Here is a 17702-nt window from a genome sequence, read left to right as displayed (position 1 = left end):
TAATTTTTGGTTCAATGGGATTATTTTTATTTTTAGGCATCGAAAGAAAGTGAGGAATGTATTGTTGAGAAAGATTGGGATAATTAACTCGGTCTTGGTAGTATGCTTAGCTTTGGTTTTATTTATATCTGGGTTAGCAATCGCCCAGGAAACTGATTTATTTATTCAAGCCCAAAAAGCTCGTCAACAAGGTGACACGGATTCTGCTTATCGTTTGTATGAGCAAGCTGCTGAACAAGGCATACGTCCTCACGATGCCTATTTCGAAATGGGTCTCATCCTATTAGAAAAAGAAAAATGGTCACAAGCTTACCGAATTTCCGGCAAGGCTGTGAAGGCTTTCCAAGAGTATTTAAATCTTAATCCTGATGATGACAACGCCTGGTTTCGGTTGGCTTATATTTATGAAAATAGGAGCCTAGCACCGGGAATAAATGAGTGGAAGAAAGCCATTGAGGCTCTACAAAAAGCTTTGGAAATTTCTTTAGAAAACCCTCAGTACCTACTGCATCTTGGTTACGTATATTATAAAATAGGGGAAAGAGAAGACGCTGAAGAGATTTTGCTCGATTTAGTGAATAAATACCCAGATTATATTGATGCCCGTTATTATCTAGCAATGAACTATCTCGAGAGACAAGACAAAGAAAAGGCTAAAAAACATTTTACATATATTCTTGATAACACGAACCAAGATAGTAGCTATTATCGGTGGACAGAAAAAGAGTTAAAGAAAATAGGGGGAGGAACTCAATGAAAAAAAGCCAGCCCTTTCTCCTGAGCATATTAAGCGTATTAATTTTTGTAGTTATTACAGGTTGTATGTCGATGAATATCGGAGATAAAGGTGCCATTCGCGGACGAGTTTTTGGAGATAATGGTCCTCTGCAAGGCGTACGCGTGGAAGCGGGTGATCAAGTTGCCTTTACCAACGGCGCCGGAGATTTTCTTTTAGAAAATGTTTCCTCGGGAGCACAATATGTCTTTTTTTCTTTTGAAGGGTATACTGGTGCCCTGGTCAAGGTTACTGTGGTAAAGGGGAATGAAGTTCCCATCTCACCCGATGGGAGTGTGACTTTGTCTTTATCTTCTGATAACAATGATTACGAGTATCTTGTATCAATCTATCAGCTTGGTTTTTATGAAAAGAGCTTTCTTGATTCCGAGAAATATATAAAAGAATTTACCGGCAGCAATCTCATTCCCAACGTTTTATTTATTAAAGGGGCCTCGGCATATTATTTAGGAGATTATCAGACATCGTTGTCTATTTTGAAAGATATGGTTAAGAGTTATCCTGATAATGAATTTGCTGACGATGGGCAATATCTGTTGGCTCGGTGCCTAGGCCAGGGTTTGAACCAGTGGTGGGATTCAATAAATGAATATAAAAACCTTATCCAGAATTATCCGCAAAGCGAGTTTGTTGGAGTTGCTTATTATGAAATGGGTGATTGTTATTACATATTAGAATCCTATTCAAATGCGTCGGTTGCCTATGATCAAGCAAGAGTTTTTGGCGGTGAAATTGAGAAAAAGTCAATCTATGGTTTAGCTCATTGTTTCTATAAATTAGAACTTTTTTACAAAGCTGCTTCTCTCTTTGCTGAATATGTTCAAAAATACCCAAACGATGAATTTGCTGATGATGCTCAATATTTTGAAGGAGCATCATGGTATCGACGTGATGATTATCAACAAGCCTTAGAAGCATTTGATAAATCAATAGTCCAGTATCCAACCGGAACTTGGTACAACGGTATCCTCATAGCGCCGGCTTCAATGTTTAACAAGGGTCTTTGTTTGGAAAAGTTGGGTCGCTATTCGGAGGCTTATCAAGTCTATCTGGACATTATTCGGAAATACCCGGGAGCAAAATGGGCAGATGGAACATCTTTAATAAGTAATGCTCAATACCGCATTGAACTGCTTAAAGATGCGGTTCTTTAAGATAAAATGGTGGAGAAAACCGATCGGGAGATCATTATTGAAGTCCTGAACGGAAATCGGGATTTTTTTTGTTTTTTAGTAAGAAAATATGAAAGACCAATTTTTAATTATATTTTCCGTATGGTTCGTTCGAAGCCTGATGCTGAAGATTTGGCTCAAGATACCTTTGTAAAGGCTTTTTCTGCTTTAAATAAGTACGATGACTCATATGAATTTTCAACCTGGATATACCGGATTGCTTTGAATGTCTGCCGCGATTTTTTTCGGAAAAAAAAGATTTTTTTCTTTTCTCTTTCCGCTCCTATTGGGGATGAGGAAGAAAGCGAATTAGAGGATTTTATTCCTCAAGACTCCTTTCATAACCCGGATGATGTATTGCTCAATCAAGAATTAAGATCGGGTTTAGAGAAAGCAATCAGAGATCTACCAATAAAGTTTCGAGAAGTAATCATACTCCGACATTTAGAAGGATTATCCTATGATGAAATTTCTACAGTTACTGGCCTTCCAGTAGGAACGGTTAAAACTTATTTACACCGAGCAAGAAAAAAGCTTCAAGACGAACTGGGTGAATTTTTAGAATAACTGTAAATGTCGATGATTAGAAAGGATTTTAGGAAATTCGATTGTTAACCTGGATTGAAACATTGGAGAGTTTGTTCCGTATATATTGTTGAGGCGATTAGTATGGATAGGAAAGAAGAAAAATTAATTCATTATTTAGAACAGCTTCCTCAAACAACGGTTCCGAGCGATTTTTCTTTTCGGGTAATGGATAGAATAGAGACAAAACAACAAAGGGGATATTGGTTGGTTAATTTTAAGAAATTAGCAATCGTTTCTTTATCACTGGTGTTTTTAACCTTGGTTTTTTTCACCGACCTTCCCCTATTTCCCCAGTTTAACATATCAGGACTTTCTGGATACCGACGAGTTGAGTTAAAGTTTTATGCCTTGAGTGAAAATCCAAAAACTGTTGCGGTAGCCGGTGATTTTAGTGATTGGAATACATTACAAATGGAAAAAAAAGACGGTAATTCTTGGGTTATAACCCTAAAGGTGAAACCCGGAAAATATCAGTATTCTTTTGTAATTGATGGTGAAGAGTGGATTCCGGACCCAGATTCTTATCGGCGAATAGAAGACGGATTTGGAGGGGTTAATTCTGTTTTGGTTGTTAATGGCGGGTAGAAATGAAACGTTGGTTTTATTTCGCCTTTTTCATTTTAATTATTCTGCTTTTAAATACCACAGCTTTTACTCAAGATGAGGTTTCTTCGTTAATAACAAAATCTGAAAATTATCCTCTTGAGGATCAAGAATATTTGTTAGACCGGGTTGGAGAATTAGTCAATGAACTTCAGCAAAAAGGGCTGGCAACAGATATCTTAGTTTTAAAACTAAAAGAAGGATTACATAAAAAAGTACGCCCTTATAATATTGTTAAAAGTCTCGAAAAGAAAAAAGATTCTCTTTTGGAAGCCCAGGCAATTTTGGAAGAGATAAACGTTCCGGGGATTAATGATGAAGAAACTCTTAATAATATAGCTTCTTCAATAGAGCATTCTGTGCCGACCGATTTGGTTAAAAGCGCTCTTCAGCAAAGTGTTGCCAAAGAAGATAAAAATGCTAAAAAAATTGTTGATTCTCTTACTGCGTTGATAGAAATGGGAGTACAACCCCAACAAGCAGGAGTAATTGTCAACCAGTTTGCCCAAAAAAGCAATCAATCGAAAGACCTCAATAGCCTAACTAAAATAATTGAGCGAGCCAGGCTGGAGGGAATAGACCCACAGAGAATTGCATCTAAAATCGAAGAAGCACTCAATAAAACTAACAGTATTGCCATGGTTGAAATGGAAGTTCAGGGTTTTATTGCTGATATTAAACAAAAACCAACAATAAAATCTGGTCAGGGGGTCGTAATAAGTTCACCCGGCATTACTTCAGGCGGGGTTCCGGGGAGCGAAGGAGGAACCTCCTTGTCCCCGGCTAGCGAGACTCCTGCATCTAGTTCCAACATTCCATCTCAGGAAGGCGGTTCCCCCTTAGAGTAAAACCGCTGCTCTCTTAAAAAATACCCTAAAAAAACTTAGCACTCGCTGACGCGAGTCCTGCTTAAACTAAAGAAGCAACTAAATCGCCCACTTCTTGAGTTGATAGACCCATTTTTCCAGCACTCATGCTCTTTATTTTTCCACTTTGTAGAGAAGAAATAACCGCTTTTTCTAAGCCATGAGCAGCGTTGACCTCACCTAAGACGTCAAGCATCATTTGAACTGCACAGATTGCCGCTAAGGGATTAATTATATTTAAATTAGTATATTTTGGTGCCGATCCGCCGATAGGTTCAAACATTGAAACTCCCGAGGGGTTTACATTTCCTCCAGCAGCTACCCCCATTCCGCCCTGAATCATTGCACCGAGATCAGTAATGATGTCACCAAACAAATTATCAGTGACGATAACGTCAAACCACTCTGGATTTTTTACCATCCACATGGTAGTAGCATCAACATGAGCATAATCGGTTTTAACATCAGGATAATCAGCCGCAATTTCATAGAAAGTTCTTTCCCACAAATCAAAGGCATAAGTTAAAACGTTAGTTTTTCCACAAAGAGTAAGCTTTTTTCTTTTGTTTCGCTTTTGGGTGTATTCGAAAGCATACCGCAGACAGCGTTCAACGCCCTTGCGAGTATTTATTGACTCCTGAACAGCTACTTCATCGGCTGTTCCTTTTCGTAAAAAGCCTCCAACTCCTGCATAGAGACCCTCGGTATTTTCTCTGACCACTACAAAGTCAATGTCTTCAGGTTTTTTATCCTTTAAAGGAGTATCAACATTGGGATAAAGTTTTACCGGCCGTAAATTGATGTATTGGTCGAGTGAAAAACGAAGCTTGAGAAGTATCCCCTGTTCTAAAATTCCTGGTTTTACGTCAGGATGACCAATTGCACCTAAGAAAATTGCATCATACTTTTTTAGTTCTTCAACATGCGAAGCAGAAAGGGTTTCACCGGTCTTTTTATAATGGTCACCACCAAAGGGGAAGAAAGTTGTTTCATGGGAAAAGTTATATTTTTTCGAGGTAACTTGCAATACTTTTAATCCTTCCCGGACAACTTCTGGACCTGTGCCATCTCCAGGTATTACTGCTATCTGATATTTTTTCATAGAATACCTCCTCGTTAGGATACTTAAGGTATTATAACAAGATATGATCAATTTTTTTTGTTAAACACTTTTTCTCCCTTTTGATTTTTATATTTAATTCAAAGTAAAATAATATTACTTTAGTATAGTATTATGATTTCTTAACCAAAATCAAAAAGGAGAAAGTCATGCAAATATTAGTTACCGGAGGAGCTGGTTTTATAGGATCGCACATAGTAGACGCTTATCTTCAAGAAGGACATCAAGTGGTTGTGGTTGATAACCTTTCTACGGGAAAAAAATCCAACCTTAATCAGGCAGCAGTATTTTATCCAATCGACATTTGTTCTTGGAAAGAATTAGAATTAGTTTTTCAAAAACATGCTTTTGAAGTGGTGAATCATCATGCAGCTCAAATTAATCTTAGAAGATCAATGGATGAACCAGTTTTTGATGCTGAAGTAAATATTATTGGAAGTCTTAACCTTTTTGAGCTGTGCCGAAAATATGGAGTCAAAAAATTTATTTTTGCCTCATCGGGGGGAGCAATCTATGGGATTCCGAAGCAAATTCCGGTGGATGAAAAAGCTCCAACCAAACCTCTTTCGCCCTATGGAATTGCCAAATTATCAGTTGAACAATACTTAGAATATTATTTCCAAGTTTGGGATTTGGAAAGAATAATCCTCCGCTACGGAAATGTATATGGTCCTCGCCAAGACCCTCAGGGTGAGGCGGGTGTCATTTCCATTTTTTGTAATAATATCCTCAAAGGCGATCCTTGTATTGTTTTTGGGGATGGTAGTAAAACAAGGGATTACGTTTCAGTTCACGATATTGCTTCGGCAAATTTGCTGGCGCTAAACTCTTCAGCTAATATTTATAATCTTGGAACCGGGCTTGAAACCAGTGTTAACCAATTAATTGACCTGCTTCAGAAAGTTGCTAACCAAAAAATCTCGATTATATACGACCAAGACCGAAAAGGAGAAATCGAACGTATCGCTCTTTTCTCCAGACAAGCAAGAGAGCTTTTAGGTTGGGAAACAACCATTCCCCTGAACAAAGGAATAGAAGAGGTTTTTCGATGGTATCAACAAGAATGTTGTAAAAACAACACATAAACCGTTAAGGTAATTCAGACCCATTTATTCTTTTTTATAGAGAGATAGACATTCATAATTTAGAAATAAACTTTGAATGTCTGATGAAAGTTCCAAGGAAGGAAGAAGGATTCCCAATTTTTGTAATTTTAATAACAACTTGAAAAATATTATCCATAATAAAAAGGCAGCAGAAAATACGATTAAAATCAAAAAAGAGCATAAGGGATGAATAAAAGGAACATAAGTAAATTTTATGTTAGAATTTGATAAGTATGGATTTTTTGGGAGATGAGCTTTGTGCCCAGGAAAAAAAACAATAGTGTAAGAAGTTATTATAAATCTTTGGTAAAAAATTTAGTTCGAACCGATGGACCAATTTCCAGAATTGCACTGAACAAGTTAACCGGGATGAGACCAGCCAGTATTACAGATGTTACGAAGGAGCTTTTGAAAGAAGGCATAATTAAGGAAATCGGATATGAAAGTTCCAAAAGAGGACGGAGGAAAGTACTGTTAGATATTAACCGAGACGCTGGTCGAGTAGTAACTTTAGATTTTAATTCCAATCGAATTTTAGGACTTGGGGCTGATCTTAAGCTGGGAATATGCTATCGATCCCGCCGGATTATTCCAAATTACTCAGGTAAAGACGAAATTATAAAAATTATGAAAGATATTTTACATGAAATTATCGAGTCACCACCAGTAAAAATTGCACCAGTCCTGGGTATAGGGATTGCTGATCCGGGGATTGTTAATGAAAATACAGGAATATCAATATTAACCACTCAGATGAAAGGCTGGGAAAATGTTCCAATAAAAGACATTATGGAAAGCGAGTTTGGTTATCCATCCTTCCTTGAAAGCGATACCCGCTGTCGGCTAATTGCAGAAAAACATTTAGGAGCCGGTAAAATGAAAAATGATATTTTAATGGTGGAACTTTCTTCGGGAATCGGGGCTGGAATGATGAGCGAAGGAAAGCTTTTTCGTGGGAGCAGGGGTTCAGCGGGGGAATTGGGACACATGATGATACTTGAGAATGGCCCCTATTGTAATTGCGGTAGTCGTGGTTGTTTAGAGGCGATTGCGTCATCAAGAGCGATCACTAGAAAACTCCAAGAGGCTATAAAGTCAGGTGCGACTTCCAGCTTATCGAAGGTTAGCCATGGTGATATATCCAAAATAGACATTAATATGATTTCACAAGCAGCCGAAGATGGTGATAAGCTATCTTTACAGATTATTGAGGAAGCTGGAAGGTTTATTGGAGAGGCAATTGCCAATGCGATAAACCTTTTAAATCCTGAAATAGTGATATTAACTGGTGATTTGTTGTCATTTGGAGATTATATTTTGAATCCAATAGAGGGAATGGTGAGGAGACAGGCATTAAGTTATAATACCAAAGATGTGCGTATAGTTTTAGCTGAGGTTGGAGAAGAAGCGGCTGCTATTGGTATGGCAGCAGTAGTTCTCGATAAAGTATTTCACACGCCAGAGCTAAGGCATCAAGGAGAAAACGGTGCCCAATAAAGAATTCTCTTTTGTATAAAATTATTATGGATAAATTCCCAAGTAAGGGCAACCGGGATTGAATTAAAATCATCTGGTTATGCATAAAGGAGAGCATTGGGGGAATGATTACCATAAGAAAAGAAGAAAATGTAGAAGAGTTATGGAAATTATATTTACAAACCGGAGATGCTGAGTATCGCGAAAGGCTTATTAATCATTATCTTTATTTGGTTAAAATTGCCCTAGGACGGTTTATATACAATCTTCCTTCATTCATCGAAAGAGATGATTTAGAAGGTTATGGCATTATTGGTCTTATGCAAGCTTTTGAACGTTATCAACCTGAAAAAGGTTTAAAGTTTGAAACCTATGCTTTGTCTCGAATTCGTGGAGCAGCACTAGATTATCTTCGTAGTTTAGACCCAATGACTCGGGGTCAAAGAAAAAAATTTAAAGAAGTAATGGCAACCTGGTACCAGCTTCAATCAGAAAAAGGGAAGGAACCAACCTTAGAAGAGATATCCAACGAGATGGGTATTTCAGTTCAAGATATAAGCTGGATTATTGAGCAAAATCGAACTGGAATATTCTTTTCATTAGACCAGGAAAAAGGTGAAGAAGGGCGAGAGTTAGGTGATGATATTGCCGATGAACGGGCTGATGTTAATCCTCAAGATATTCTTGAAAATAGAGAACTACTGGAATTCTTAGGGAAGAAAATTGATGAGTTGCCTGACAGAGAAAAGTTTTGTATTTCTTTGTATTATTATGAAGGCTTGACTTTAAAAGAAATCGGTCGAGTTTTGGGAGTAGGCGAACCCAGAGTTTCTCAAATTCTATCACAGACTATACTCAAACTTCGATCAAAAATGAACAGCTGGGGAGAGCACCGAAGAGATCCCTAGGTTTTTATTTACAGGAAGATGGTTATTTTAAGCAATAAAAAGTTGAGTTAAGAAAAGAAAGATGGTATACTTCTTAGCTGCAGAATGCCGATTTTTAAAAATTCGGAGAGGTGGCCGAGTGGCTGAAGGCAGTCGCCTGCTAAGCGATTAGGCGGTCTTAAACCCGTCTCGTGGGTTCGAATCCCACCCTCTCCGCCAGTTCAAATAAGGGTGTTCCTTTGCAAGATCTGCCCGTTGTAACGCTGCCACAAGTAAATTATGAGAAAATTTGGTAGCCCCAACTTATTTAATTAAAAATAATCGGAGATTTTTTATTCTTAAACATAATTTTTTTGTTTCAGGAAGAAGTAGCAACAATAAACATCTCATAATAGGGGGAAGAATTATTAAATAAGTAAGGAATTGTTATTTACTCTGTTGAACGTGGTGGAGACATTACTTATCATGGACCGGGTCAATTTGTCACCTGCCCTATAGTCAATTTGAATTTTTAGAGAAAAGATGTTCATCTTTTACTTTTAAAATTGAAAAGAAACTATTATTCGTTTTTAAACCGATTTCATTTATCAACTTTTTGTTTGCCTTTCAAGGCTAGAGTGTGGGCAAGCCCTGGTAAAACCAGAAAAAATTACCACGATCGGTGTCATAATGAAAAAATGGTTTAGACTCAAGGTACCAAAGCTTTGTTTGGTGAAATGAAATTGAAGGAGAAACAAACAATCTATCTTTGATTATTTTCTGGAAAATAGCCCCACTAAACCTTTTTGAATTAAAAAAACCTTGGTCACCACACGTTCTTTAGCTTTATTGTATGTGAAAATATTCTTACTAAGGTATAATGAAAGAACGAGCAAGAGTTATTCTGCAATTCATTTGGAGAGAGTGGTTCATGAGTTTATTTTTTATTTTAATACTAATAATAATACTGTTTCTTTTTTTCTGGTGGATTTTCCCCCTATTTTTTAATGGAATTCCCTGGCAACCAACTGATATGAAAAGAGTTAAACGTATGTTGGAAATGGCAAAACTTAAACCCGATGAAACTCTTTATGATTTAGGTTGTGGAGATGGGAGAATTCTTATTTATGCCGCTCAAAACTACCGTGCCAAAGCAGTAGGTATAGAAATTAATCCCTGGCTCTTTGCTTTGTCTTGGGTTCGAGTTTTTTTTCTGGGTTTACATCACCGGGTTAAGGTCGAGTTAAAAAATATTCATGATGTATCGTTACAAAATGCCGATGTCGTGACCATCTTTCTGTTTCAAAACGTAAATGATTTATTAAAAGATAAGTTCCTAAAAGAACTTAAACCGGGAGCTAGAATTGTTTCATATGTATGGATATTAAAAGACTGGAACCCAGACCTGGTAGACCAGGAATATCGTCTTTTTAAGTACACTCGAAAATGACATTCAGAAGTAGATGATTTTTGAAAAACATATATTAGATGAATATTTTAAACTTTCCCAATTAATAAATCAAAACATTAAGTTCGAAAATATGGTTGGGAATCATTGGCTTAAACTTTTGATTATTTGGGAGACACTTAAAATGACTACATTAGATGAAATAGCCCAAAGAGCCGGTGTATCAAAAAGCACCGTATCAAATGTTTTAAATAATAGGGATGAAAGAGTGAGTGCCCAAACAAAAGTACGAGTAGAACAAGTCATAGATGAATTAGGATATCAGTTTCATCGGACAAAGAAGGGACGTACTTTTTCAAAATTGAATATTATCAATGTTCTTTACCCCCATTCCTTGCGCCGATTTTTAGGTTTTCCCTTATACCAAGAAATACTTGAAGGAATTGCTTTTGCTGCTCAACAATTAAATTATCAGATAATAATTGCTACTTCGGGACAGGATTTTCATCCAACCACGATATATGATGAAATGCTCAACACCGATTTGGGAGATGGATATCTTATTTTAGAACTACTTAAAAGAGATAGTCGTTTAAAGCGTTTTACCCAAGGCATTAAACCATTTGTAACGATAGGAAAGCCAGAAATTCAAGATACTCGAGGAGTAAGTTGGGTTTCTATAGATGTGACTGCCATGGTGGAAAAAGCAGTTCGTAAACTTATAAATGATGGCCATCAGCATATAGCTTTTTTAGGATTAGAGGATAAAAGGATTATAACCCTTCAAGCTCAAAGAGGTTTTGAAAGAGCCTTAGATAAAGAGAAGATCACTAAAAGAGATATGACTATATTACATCTGGAACCAGATCAATATCGAACCGAGTCAGTAGTAAAAAACTTCTTAAAAAAAAGCTCGGATATTACAGCTTTTTTTACAGAAAGCCAAATTTTAGCCGAAGGGGTAATTAGGGCTGCAAAAAAACTTGGCAGAAGTATCCCAGGTGATTTATCAATAATGAGTATGCTGGAAAATCAGGCTTCGAATTTTGTTGAGCCATCTCTTTCTGGAATAGACTGGAAAGCCAAAGACTTAGGAGAACAAGCAGTTATGCTTTTGGTTAAAATAATTGAAGGACGAGAAAATGGCAATTCCGGTCGAACAATTACTTCTGAATTAATTATTCGGGAATCTTGTGGAATTAAAATATAAAAGATTTGATTATAAAAACATTTTTTATTAGACAGGGAGAATTATTAATCTCCCTGTCTAATTATCAAGTGGACATTCTTTCTTTGACAAGATTCATCAAGCCTCCACGAGCAATAATCTCTTGAATAAAAGGAGGGAAGGGTTGGGCTTGGTAGATTTTATTTTGAGTTAAGTTGGTAATAGTCCCCCTTTGAATATCAATATCGATCTCATCCTCTGAGAGTAAGCGTATTTTAGCTTCTTCCAGTTCTAATATGGGAAGCCCAATGTTGATTGCGTTTCGATAAAAAATTCTTGCAAAAGAAGAAGCAATAATTGCCTTTATTCCCGATCCCTTAATGGCTAGAGGAGCATGCTCGCGGGAAGAACCACAACCAAAGTTTTTCCCTGCGACGATTATTGAGTTGTTATCCAGTTTCTTTTGAAAATCCGGATCTAAGTCTTCCATACAATGCTTTGCCAACTCTAAAGGATCAGTTGCAGTTAGGTACCGAGCTGGGATAATAACATCAGTGTCAACATTATCACCGTATTGGATAACCTTTCCTTTTATAATCATAAAATCAACTCCAACATAGAAATGTAAGTTTTAAAGAACTGCCTGATTTCAGGTGATTAAATACTCTTTTTAGTTATTTGAAAAATTCTTTTTATCTAATTCAATAATCATGAAAGCTGGTCGGGATTGGTGATATAGCCAGCGATGGCTGAGCTGGCAGCAATATAGGGATTTGCTAAGTATACTTCGCTCTTGGTGTGTCCCATTCTCCCAACGAAATTACGATTGGTGGTTGAGATGCAACGTTCTCCCTCAGCTAATACACCTAAATGTCCACCAAGGCAGGGACCACAGGAAGGAGGACAAAGAACCGCACCCGATTCAAAAAAGATTTTTACCAAACCCTCCCTTTCTGCTTGTAAAAGAATGGAAGGAGTTCCAGGGAAAATATAGAGCCTAACTCCAGGATGGACTTGGCGATTTTTCAAAACTTCAGCAGCCTGCCTTAAGTCTTCAATTCGGCCATTGGTACATGAACCAATAACTGATTGATTAATAGCAATGTGTGGCAATGAAAAAACCGATTTGGTATTCTCGGGAAGATGAGGAAGGGCTACTTGAGGTTCAATTGAAGCAACGTTTACCTCGATAACATCTTTCCATTCCGCGTCTGAATCTGAATGATATATCCTTGGTTTCCTCGATAGAGAAATATTAGACAGCATGGATAAAGTGATGGCATCAGCTTCCATGATGCCATTTTTTGCTCCAGCTTCCACTGCCATATTAGCCATAGTGAACCGTCCATCCATCGACAGAGTGGAGATTCCTGATCCAGTAAATTCCATGCTGCAGTAACGAGCTCCTTCGACTCCTATTTCACCAATGATAAAAAGGATAAAATCCTTTCCGGTAACAAACTGTCCGGGTTGGCCACTATAGATAAATTTAATTGATTCCGGGACTTTAAGCCAGGTTTCTCCTAAAGCCCAAGCAGCTGCAATATCAGTACTCCCCATCCCAGTGGAAAAAGCTCCCAATGCTCCATAGGTACAAGTATGCGAGTCGGCTCCAATAACCAGGTCTCCTGGCAAGACTAATCCTTTTTCTGGGAGGAGAACATGTTCAATGCCTACCGAACCTCCTTCGAAGAAGTTTTTAATCTGATTTTTTTGAGCAAACTCTCTCATTAATTTTAAATTTTGGGCGGAAGCAATATCTTTGGCAGGAGTATTATGATCGGCAACCAATACAACCTTGTCCGGATTAAATACTGAATCAATACGATATTTATATAATTCCTTTATGCTCAGTGGAGCGGTGATATCGTTAGCAAGAGCAAGATCTATAGAAACCTGTACTAACTCACCCGCCGATACCTTTTCTTTGCCGCTATGAGCAGCAATTATCTTTTCGGTAATTGTCATTCCCATGGGTAACGCTCCTGTTATAAAAATTATTATCAAGGACGGTGAATCTTTTTAAAAGATTCACCGTCCTAAGAAATTCAAAAAATATTTATGGTTCCTGTTGGATTTATAAGTGGGTCTGAGGATTCAGTTTTTTCTGTTGAGTCATTTTGTTTATAGCCGACAGATAAGCAATGACACTGGCAACTACAACATCCTGATGAGAGCCTCTCCCAACATAGACGGTATCGTCAGTGAAAATTCGAACCACAACTTCTCCTAATGCTTCGGTTCCTCCCGATATCGACTGGAGGGTAAAGTTCACTAAATTTGAAGAAAGTCCAACCATCTGACCAATTGCTTTATAGGCAGCATCAACTGGACCAACACCAGTAGCTACTCCCTGTAAGGTTGAGCCATTTTCGTGGACGAGCCTTACCGTTGCGGTTGGTAAGATGTTATTACCACAGCAAACATGAACAAAATCCAAGCGGTAAACTTCTTCGGTTCGAGTGGCCTCATCAGCAGCAATAAATTGAAGATCTGCTTCGGCAATCTGCTTTTTCTGATCAGCTAAAGCCTTAAAGCGCTCGAAAGCTTGATTGAGTTCTTCTTCGGAAAGATGATATCCGAGTTCCTCTAGCTTATTGTTAAAAGCGTGCCGGCCAGAATGTTTTCCCAGCACCAAGACTTTTTCCTCGCGCCCGATTAATTTAGCATCCATGATTTCATAAGTACTTTTTTCTTTCAATACTCCATCTTGATGGATACCTGATTCATGGGCAAAGGCATTTTGACCAACTACTGCTTTATTGGGTTGGACTAGCATGCCAGTAAGTTGGCTGATCAAGCGACTGGTTCGATAAATTTCAGAATAATTAATTCCGGTCTCAGTTTGATAGAAATCCTTACGAACATGTAAACCCATAACAATTTCTTCCAAAGAAGCATTTCCTGCTCGTTCTCCAATTCCGTTGATGGTACATTCAATTTGACCGGCACCACCCAACATAGCCGAAAGAGAATTTGAAACCGCTAAACCCAGATCATTATGGCAGTGAACGCTCACTATTACCTTTTCTATCCCATCAGTGTGTTTATAAAGATGCTGAATTAAAGCTTTCATCTCTTCAGGAGTAGTATACCCAACCGTATCGGGTACGTTTAAAACCATTGCTCCGGCTTTTATTACTGCCGAGTATACTTGGCAAAGATAATCCCAGTCAGAACGAGTTGCATCTTCAGCTGAAAACTCAACTTCGCCCACATAATTTCGAGCACGTTTAACTGCCCAAACTGCTTGCTCCAGAGCTTGCTCGCGACTCATTCGAAGCTTATATTTGAGGTGGATATCGGAAGTTGCAATAAAAGTATGAATGGCAGGTCGCTCAGAAAAACGCACTGATTCCCAAGCAATATCGATGTCCTTTTCTTTGGAACGAGCTAAAGAACTAATGATTGGTCCTTTTACTTCTTGGGCTATGCTTTTAACTGCCAGTGCGTCACCAGAAGAAGCAACGGCAAAACCTGCCTCAATAACATCAACATTGAGACGGGCTAATTGTCTGGCAATTTCTAATTTTTCTTGAACGTTTAATGATACTCCTGGGGATTGTTCCCCATCTCTTAGCGTGGTGTCAAGTATTCGAACTTTTTTCACGCTGTTTCCCTCCCTGTTATTTTTTTAACCAGGGCATCATATCACGCAGCTGTTTTCCCACTTTTTCAATAGTGTGCTGAAAGTCTTTTTCTCTTAAAGCGTGATAGGTTGGTCGGTTAGCCTGGTTTTCTAAGATCCATTCCCGAGCAAAACTCCCGTTTTGTATTTCAGTTAAAATCTTTTTCATTTCTATTTTGGTTTCTTGATTAATGACTCTTGGGCCACGGGTCAAATCACCAAATTCGGCGGTGTCACTCACGACCTGACGCATTAAACTTAGGCCTCCCTCATACACTAAATCAACAATTAACTTCATCTCATGAAGACACTCAAAGTAAGCGACTTCGGGTTGATATCCAGCTTCCAAAAGGGTTTCAAAGCCAGCTTTGATTAATGCGGTTAAACCTCCGCATAAAACCGCTTGTTCACCAAAGAGATCGGTTTCAGTTTCTTCTTCGAAGGTGGTTTCTAAAACCCCTGCTCGGGTAGCTCCGATTCCACGAGCATAAGCCAAGGCGAGTTCTTTGGCTTTACCTGAAGCATTTTGGTAAACGGCAATCAAAGAAGGAACCCCTTTACCTTCTTGATACATTCTTCTTACCAAATCGCCTGGACCCTTGGGCGCTACCATGATAACATCGACCGAAGGCGGTGGAACGATTTGGTGGAAATGAATGTTAAAACCATGTGAGAACATCAAGGCTTTCCCGGATGAGAGATTTTTTGCTATCGACTGTTGATATACCATCGGTTGAAATTGATCTGGTACCAACATCTGTATAATATCTCCTTTTTGAGCTGCTTCTTCGGCAGAAACTGGAGAAAATCCAACCTTTTTCGCTTTTTCATAACCGGGAGTACCCGGTAACTCAGCAATGATGACCTCGATTCCACTATCTCTAAGATTTTGACCTTGTGCGCTTCCTTGGCTTCCAAATCCGATAATTGATACTTTTTTTCCTTGTAACAATTCCAATTGAGCGTCTTGATCATAAAAAATTCGAGCCATAATGTGAACCTCCCTAAAGTATAAATTGATTAAATTTTATAAGATTTTTAGAGAATTATAAGGATTGACCCCCCCGAGCTAAGGCAATCTTACCGGTTCGAGTCATTTCGATGATTCCGTATTTTTTCATGAGTTGTTTAAGGGCGTCTATTTTATCTGATGTTCCAGTGACTTCAATGAGAAGGCTTTTTTCGCTAACATCAACGATTCTCGCACGAAAAATTTCAGCGGTTTGCACAATTTCTCCGCGAAGATTGGAAGGAGCATTCACTTTAATCAGCGAAAGTTCACGATCAACATAACTAATCTCAGTAAAATCACCAACCTTGATTACTTCTATTAATTTGTAGAGCTGTTTGGTGATTTGTTCAAGAATGTCTTCATCACCACGTACCACTAAGGTGATTCGTGAAACATCAGGGTCCTGGGTATGACCGACGGCAAGACTTTCGATATTGTATCCCCGCCTGGCGAAAAGGGACGCCACTCGTGCCAGAACCCGTGGTTTATTTTCCACCAGAACCGATATTATATGTTGCATGGCACATCTCCTTATCAAAATTATTCTAAAATCATTTCATCTAATGATTTTCCCGGAGGCACAAAAGGATACACATTCGTTTCTTTACTGATACGACAATCAACAAGAACCGGATGATCTTTAACTTCCAGAACTCTTGGTACGGCTCTGTCGAGTTCCTCTTGATTTTGAACCGGGATGCCTTCAGCACCAAAAGCTTGAGCCAGGTTGGCAAGGTCAGGATTGATAATATGAGTTGATGAATATCGACAATCAAAAAAGCATTCCTGCCACTGTCTTACCATGCCAAGATAATTATTGTTCAAAACGAAAATTTTAAGAGGAAGACAGTTATTGACCGCGGTAACCAGTTCTTGAATTTTCATCATGATACTTCCGTCACCACTAAATAGAATAACCGTCTGATCAGGATTGCCGATTTGAGCACCAATTGCTGCTGGAAGACCAAATCCCATAGTTCCAAGACCACCCGAGCTGGCCCATCTGCGAGGTCGATGACAGAGAAAATGTTTTGCTGCCCACATTTGATGTTGGCCAACATCGGTAACCAAAATGGCATCACCCTGGGTAGCTTGATAAACCGATTCGATGATGGTCTGGGCTACCAGTTCATTGTTGGCGGGTGGTTTTGGTGTATACTCTTTTTTCCATTTTTCAATGGTTTCTAACCACTCATCATGTTTTTTGGGTTCGGTTCTTTTATTGAGCTCATTTAAAACATTTCGGGCATCTCCAACAATGGGTATATTAATCTTGACATTTTTACCAATTTCAGCAGGATCAATATCAATATGAACGATCTTAGCCCGATTGGCAAAGGTGGTGGTATTTCCGGTAACTCGATCATCAAAGCGGGCACCAACGGCAATTAAAAGATCGCAATTCATAATAGCCTTATTGGCATGGTAAGAACCATGCATTCCAAGCCATCCTAATGAAAGTCGATGATCCTCGGGAATGGCTCCTTTTGCCATAAGGGTATAGGTAACAGGAATGTCGGTTTTTTCAACAACCTCAAGAAGAATATCTGATGCCCCAGAAGCAATAACACCACCACCGACATAAAAGAGAGGCCTTGTTGCCTCCTTTATGGCCTGAGCGGTCATGTTGATCTGGTTAAAGTGACCACGATAGGTAGGTTTATAACCGGGGATTTCTAATTTTTCTGGATAGTTAAAATCAATCTCGGCAATCTGAACGTCTTTTGGAATATCGATTAGGACTGGTCCAGGACGACCGGTAGAAGCAATTAAAAAAGCCTCCCTAATAATCAATGGGAGATCGTGGATACTTTTTATTAAAAAGTTATGCTTGGTAATCGGCATGGTAATGCCAGTTGTATCAGCTTCCTGAAAAGCATCTTTTCCAATAAG

17 protein-coding genes, 1 tRNA gene and 1 pseudogene are annotated in these 17702 nt (G+C 38.5%); 12 read left to right on the top strand and 7 right to left on the bottom strand.

The window, feature by feature from the left end; genetic code table 11:
• From PLK24_RS02265 to PLK24_RS02245, 5 genes are all read left to right on the top strand, one after another.
• Positions 1 to 757: tetratricopeptide repeat protein (locus tag PLK24_RS02265; RefSeq protein WP_324476138.1), on the top strand; the 757-nt coding region annotated here is incomplete at its 5' end.
• Positions 754 to 1950 (top strand): tetratricopeptide repeat protein, encoded by a 1197-nt coding sequence (locus tag PLK24_RS02260; protein WP_324476136.1) that lies wholly within the window; start codon positions 754 to 756, stop codon positions 1948 to 1950. The genes PLK24_RS02265 and PLK24_RS02260, both read left to right, overlap by 4 nt.
• Positions 1951 to 1956: 6 nt before the next feature.
• Entirely contained in the window at positions 1957 to 2535 is a 579-nt protein-coding gene (locus tag PLK24_RS02255) for an RNA polymerase sigma factor (protein WP_324476134.1), read from the top strand.
• A 54-nt stretch (positions 2536 to 2589) separates the two neighbouring features.
• Positions 2590 to 3141, top strand: a complete 552-nt coding sequence (locus PLK24_RS02250) for a glycogen-binding domain-containing protein (protein ID WP_324476132.1) — start codon at positions 2590 to 2592, stop codon at positions 3139 to 3141.
• A 2-nt stretch (positions 3142 to 3143) separates the two neighbouring features.
• On the top strand, positions 3144 to 4007 hold the full coding sequence (locus PLK24_RS02245) for a hypothetical protein (protein WP_324476130.1): 864 nt from the start codon (positions 3144 to 3146) through the stop codon (positions 4005 to 4007).
• A 61-nt stretch (positions 4008 to 4068) separates the two neighbouring features.
• Here the strand turns inward: PLK24_RS02245 and PLK24_RS02240 are convergent, their stop codons facing one another.
• Positions 4069 to 5127 carry a 3-isopropylmalate dehydrogenase gene (locus tag PLK24_RS02240; RefSeq protein WP_324476128.1) on the bottom strand — a complete coding sequence of 353 codons (1059 nt, stop codon included), beginning with the start codon at positions 5125 to 5127 and terminating at the stop codon, positions 4069 to 4071.
• Between the two features lie 167 nt (positions 5128 to 5294).
• Between PLK24_RS02240 and PLK24_RS02235 the strand changes: the two genes are divergently transcribed.
• The 7 genes from PLK24_RS02235 (at position 5295) to PLK24_RS02210 (ending at position 11211) form a co-directional block, all read left to right on the top strand.
• Entirely contained in the window at positions 5295 to 6230 is a 936-nt protein-coding gene (locus PLK24_RS02235) for an NAD-dependent epimerase/dehydratase family protein (protein WP_324476126.1), read from the top strand.
• Between the two features lie 279 nt (positions 6231 to 6509).
• Positions 6510 to 7748, top strand: a complete 1239-nt coding sequence (locus PLK24_RS02230) for an ROK family protein (RefSeq protein ID WP_324476125.1) — start codon at positions 6510 to 6512, stop codon at positions 7746 to 7748.
• Between the two features lie 104 nt (positions 7749 to 7852).
• Positions 7853 to 8635: a FliA/WhiG family RNA polymerase sigma factor gene (locus PLK24_RS02225; RefSeq protein ID WP_324476124.1), complete on the top strand. Its 783-nt coding sequence runs from the start codon at positions 7853 to 7855 to the stop codon at positions 8633 to 8635.
• A gap of 104 nt (positions 8636 to 8739) precedes the next feature.
• Positions 8740 to 8833, top strand: a tRNA-Ser gene (locus PLK24_RS02220).
• A gap of 203 nt (positions 8834 to 9036) precedes the next feature.
• A complete protein-coding gene (locus PLK24_RS11510) occupies positions 9037 to 9129 on the top strand; it encodes a hypothetical protein (protein ID WP_433873966.1) in 93 nt (30 codons plus the stop codon).
• A gap of 395 nt (positions 9130 to 9524) precedes the next feature.
• Positions 9525 to 10043, top strand: coding sequence for an SAM-dependent methyltransferase (locus PLK24_RS02215; protein ID WP_324476123.1), 519 nt, complete (start codon positions 9525 to 9527; stop codon positions 10041 to 10043).
• 142 nt (positions 10044 to 10185) lie between these two features.
• Entirely contained in the window at positions 10186 to 11211 is a 1026-nt protein-coding gene (locus tag PLK24_RS02210; protein ID WP_324476122.1) for a LacI family DNA-binding transcriptional regulator, read from the top strand.
• A gap of 64 nt (positions 11212 to 11275) precedes the next feature.
• On the opposite strand, the gene PLK24_RS02205 is transcribed toward PLK24_RS02210, so the two are convergent.
• From PLK24_RS02205 to ilvB, 6 genes and pseudogenes are all read right to left on the bottom strand, one after another.
• Entirely contained in the window at positions 11276 to 11770 is a 495-nt protein-coding gene (locus tag PLK24_RS02205) for a 3-isopropylmalate dehydratase small subunit (protein WP_324476120.1), read from the bottom strand.
• Between the two features lie 107 nt (positions 11771 to 11877).
• Positions 11878 to 13143 (bottom strand): 3-isopropylmalate dehydratase large subunit, encoded by a 1266-nt coding sequence (gene leuC, locus PLK24_RS02200; protein ID WP_324476119.1) that lies wholly within the window; start codon positions 13141 to 13143, stop codon positions 11878 to 11880.
• Positions 13144 to 13246: 103 nt separating this feature from the next.
• Positions 13247 to 14782 (bottom strand): annotated as a pseudogene (locus PLK24_RS02195) (2-isopropylmalate synthase); the annotation flags it as partial.
• Positions 14783 to 14795: 13 nt separating this feature from the next.
• Positions 14796 to 15788, bottom strand: coding sequence for a ketol-acid reductoisomerase (gene ilvC, locus PLK24_RS02190; RefSeq protein WP_324476118.1), 993 nt, complete (start codon positions 15786 to 15788; stop codon positions 14796 to 14798).
• A 55-nt stretch (positions 15789 to 15843) separates the two neighbouring features.
• Positions 15844 to 16329, bottom strand: coding sequence for an acetolactate synthase small subunit (ilvN, locus tag PLK24_RS02185; protein WP_324476117.1), 486 nt, complete (start codon positions 16327 to 16329; stop codon positions 15844 to 15846).
• Between the two features lie 20 nt (positions 16330 to 16349).
• A partial coding sequence (gene ilvB / locus PLK24_RS02180; protein ID WP_324476116.1) for a biosynthetic-type acetolactate synthase large subunit occupies positions 16350 to 17702 on the bottom strand: 1353 nt, incomplete at its 5' end.

Origin of the sequence: Atribacter sp. (assembly GCF_035418125.1) — a bacterium.
In the GTDB taxonomy this organism is placed as follows: Bacteria; Atribacterota; Atribacteria; order Atribacterales; family Atribacteraceae; genus Atribacter; species Atribacter allofermentans.
The sequence above is the reverse complement of the archived record's forward strand: the minus strand, read 5'-3'. Positions and strand labels throughout refer to the sequence as shown.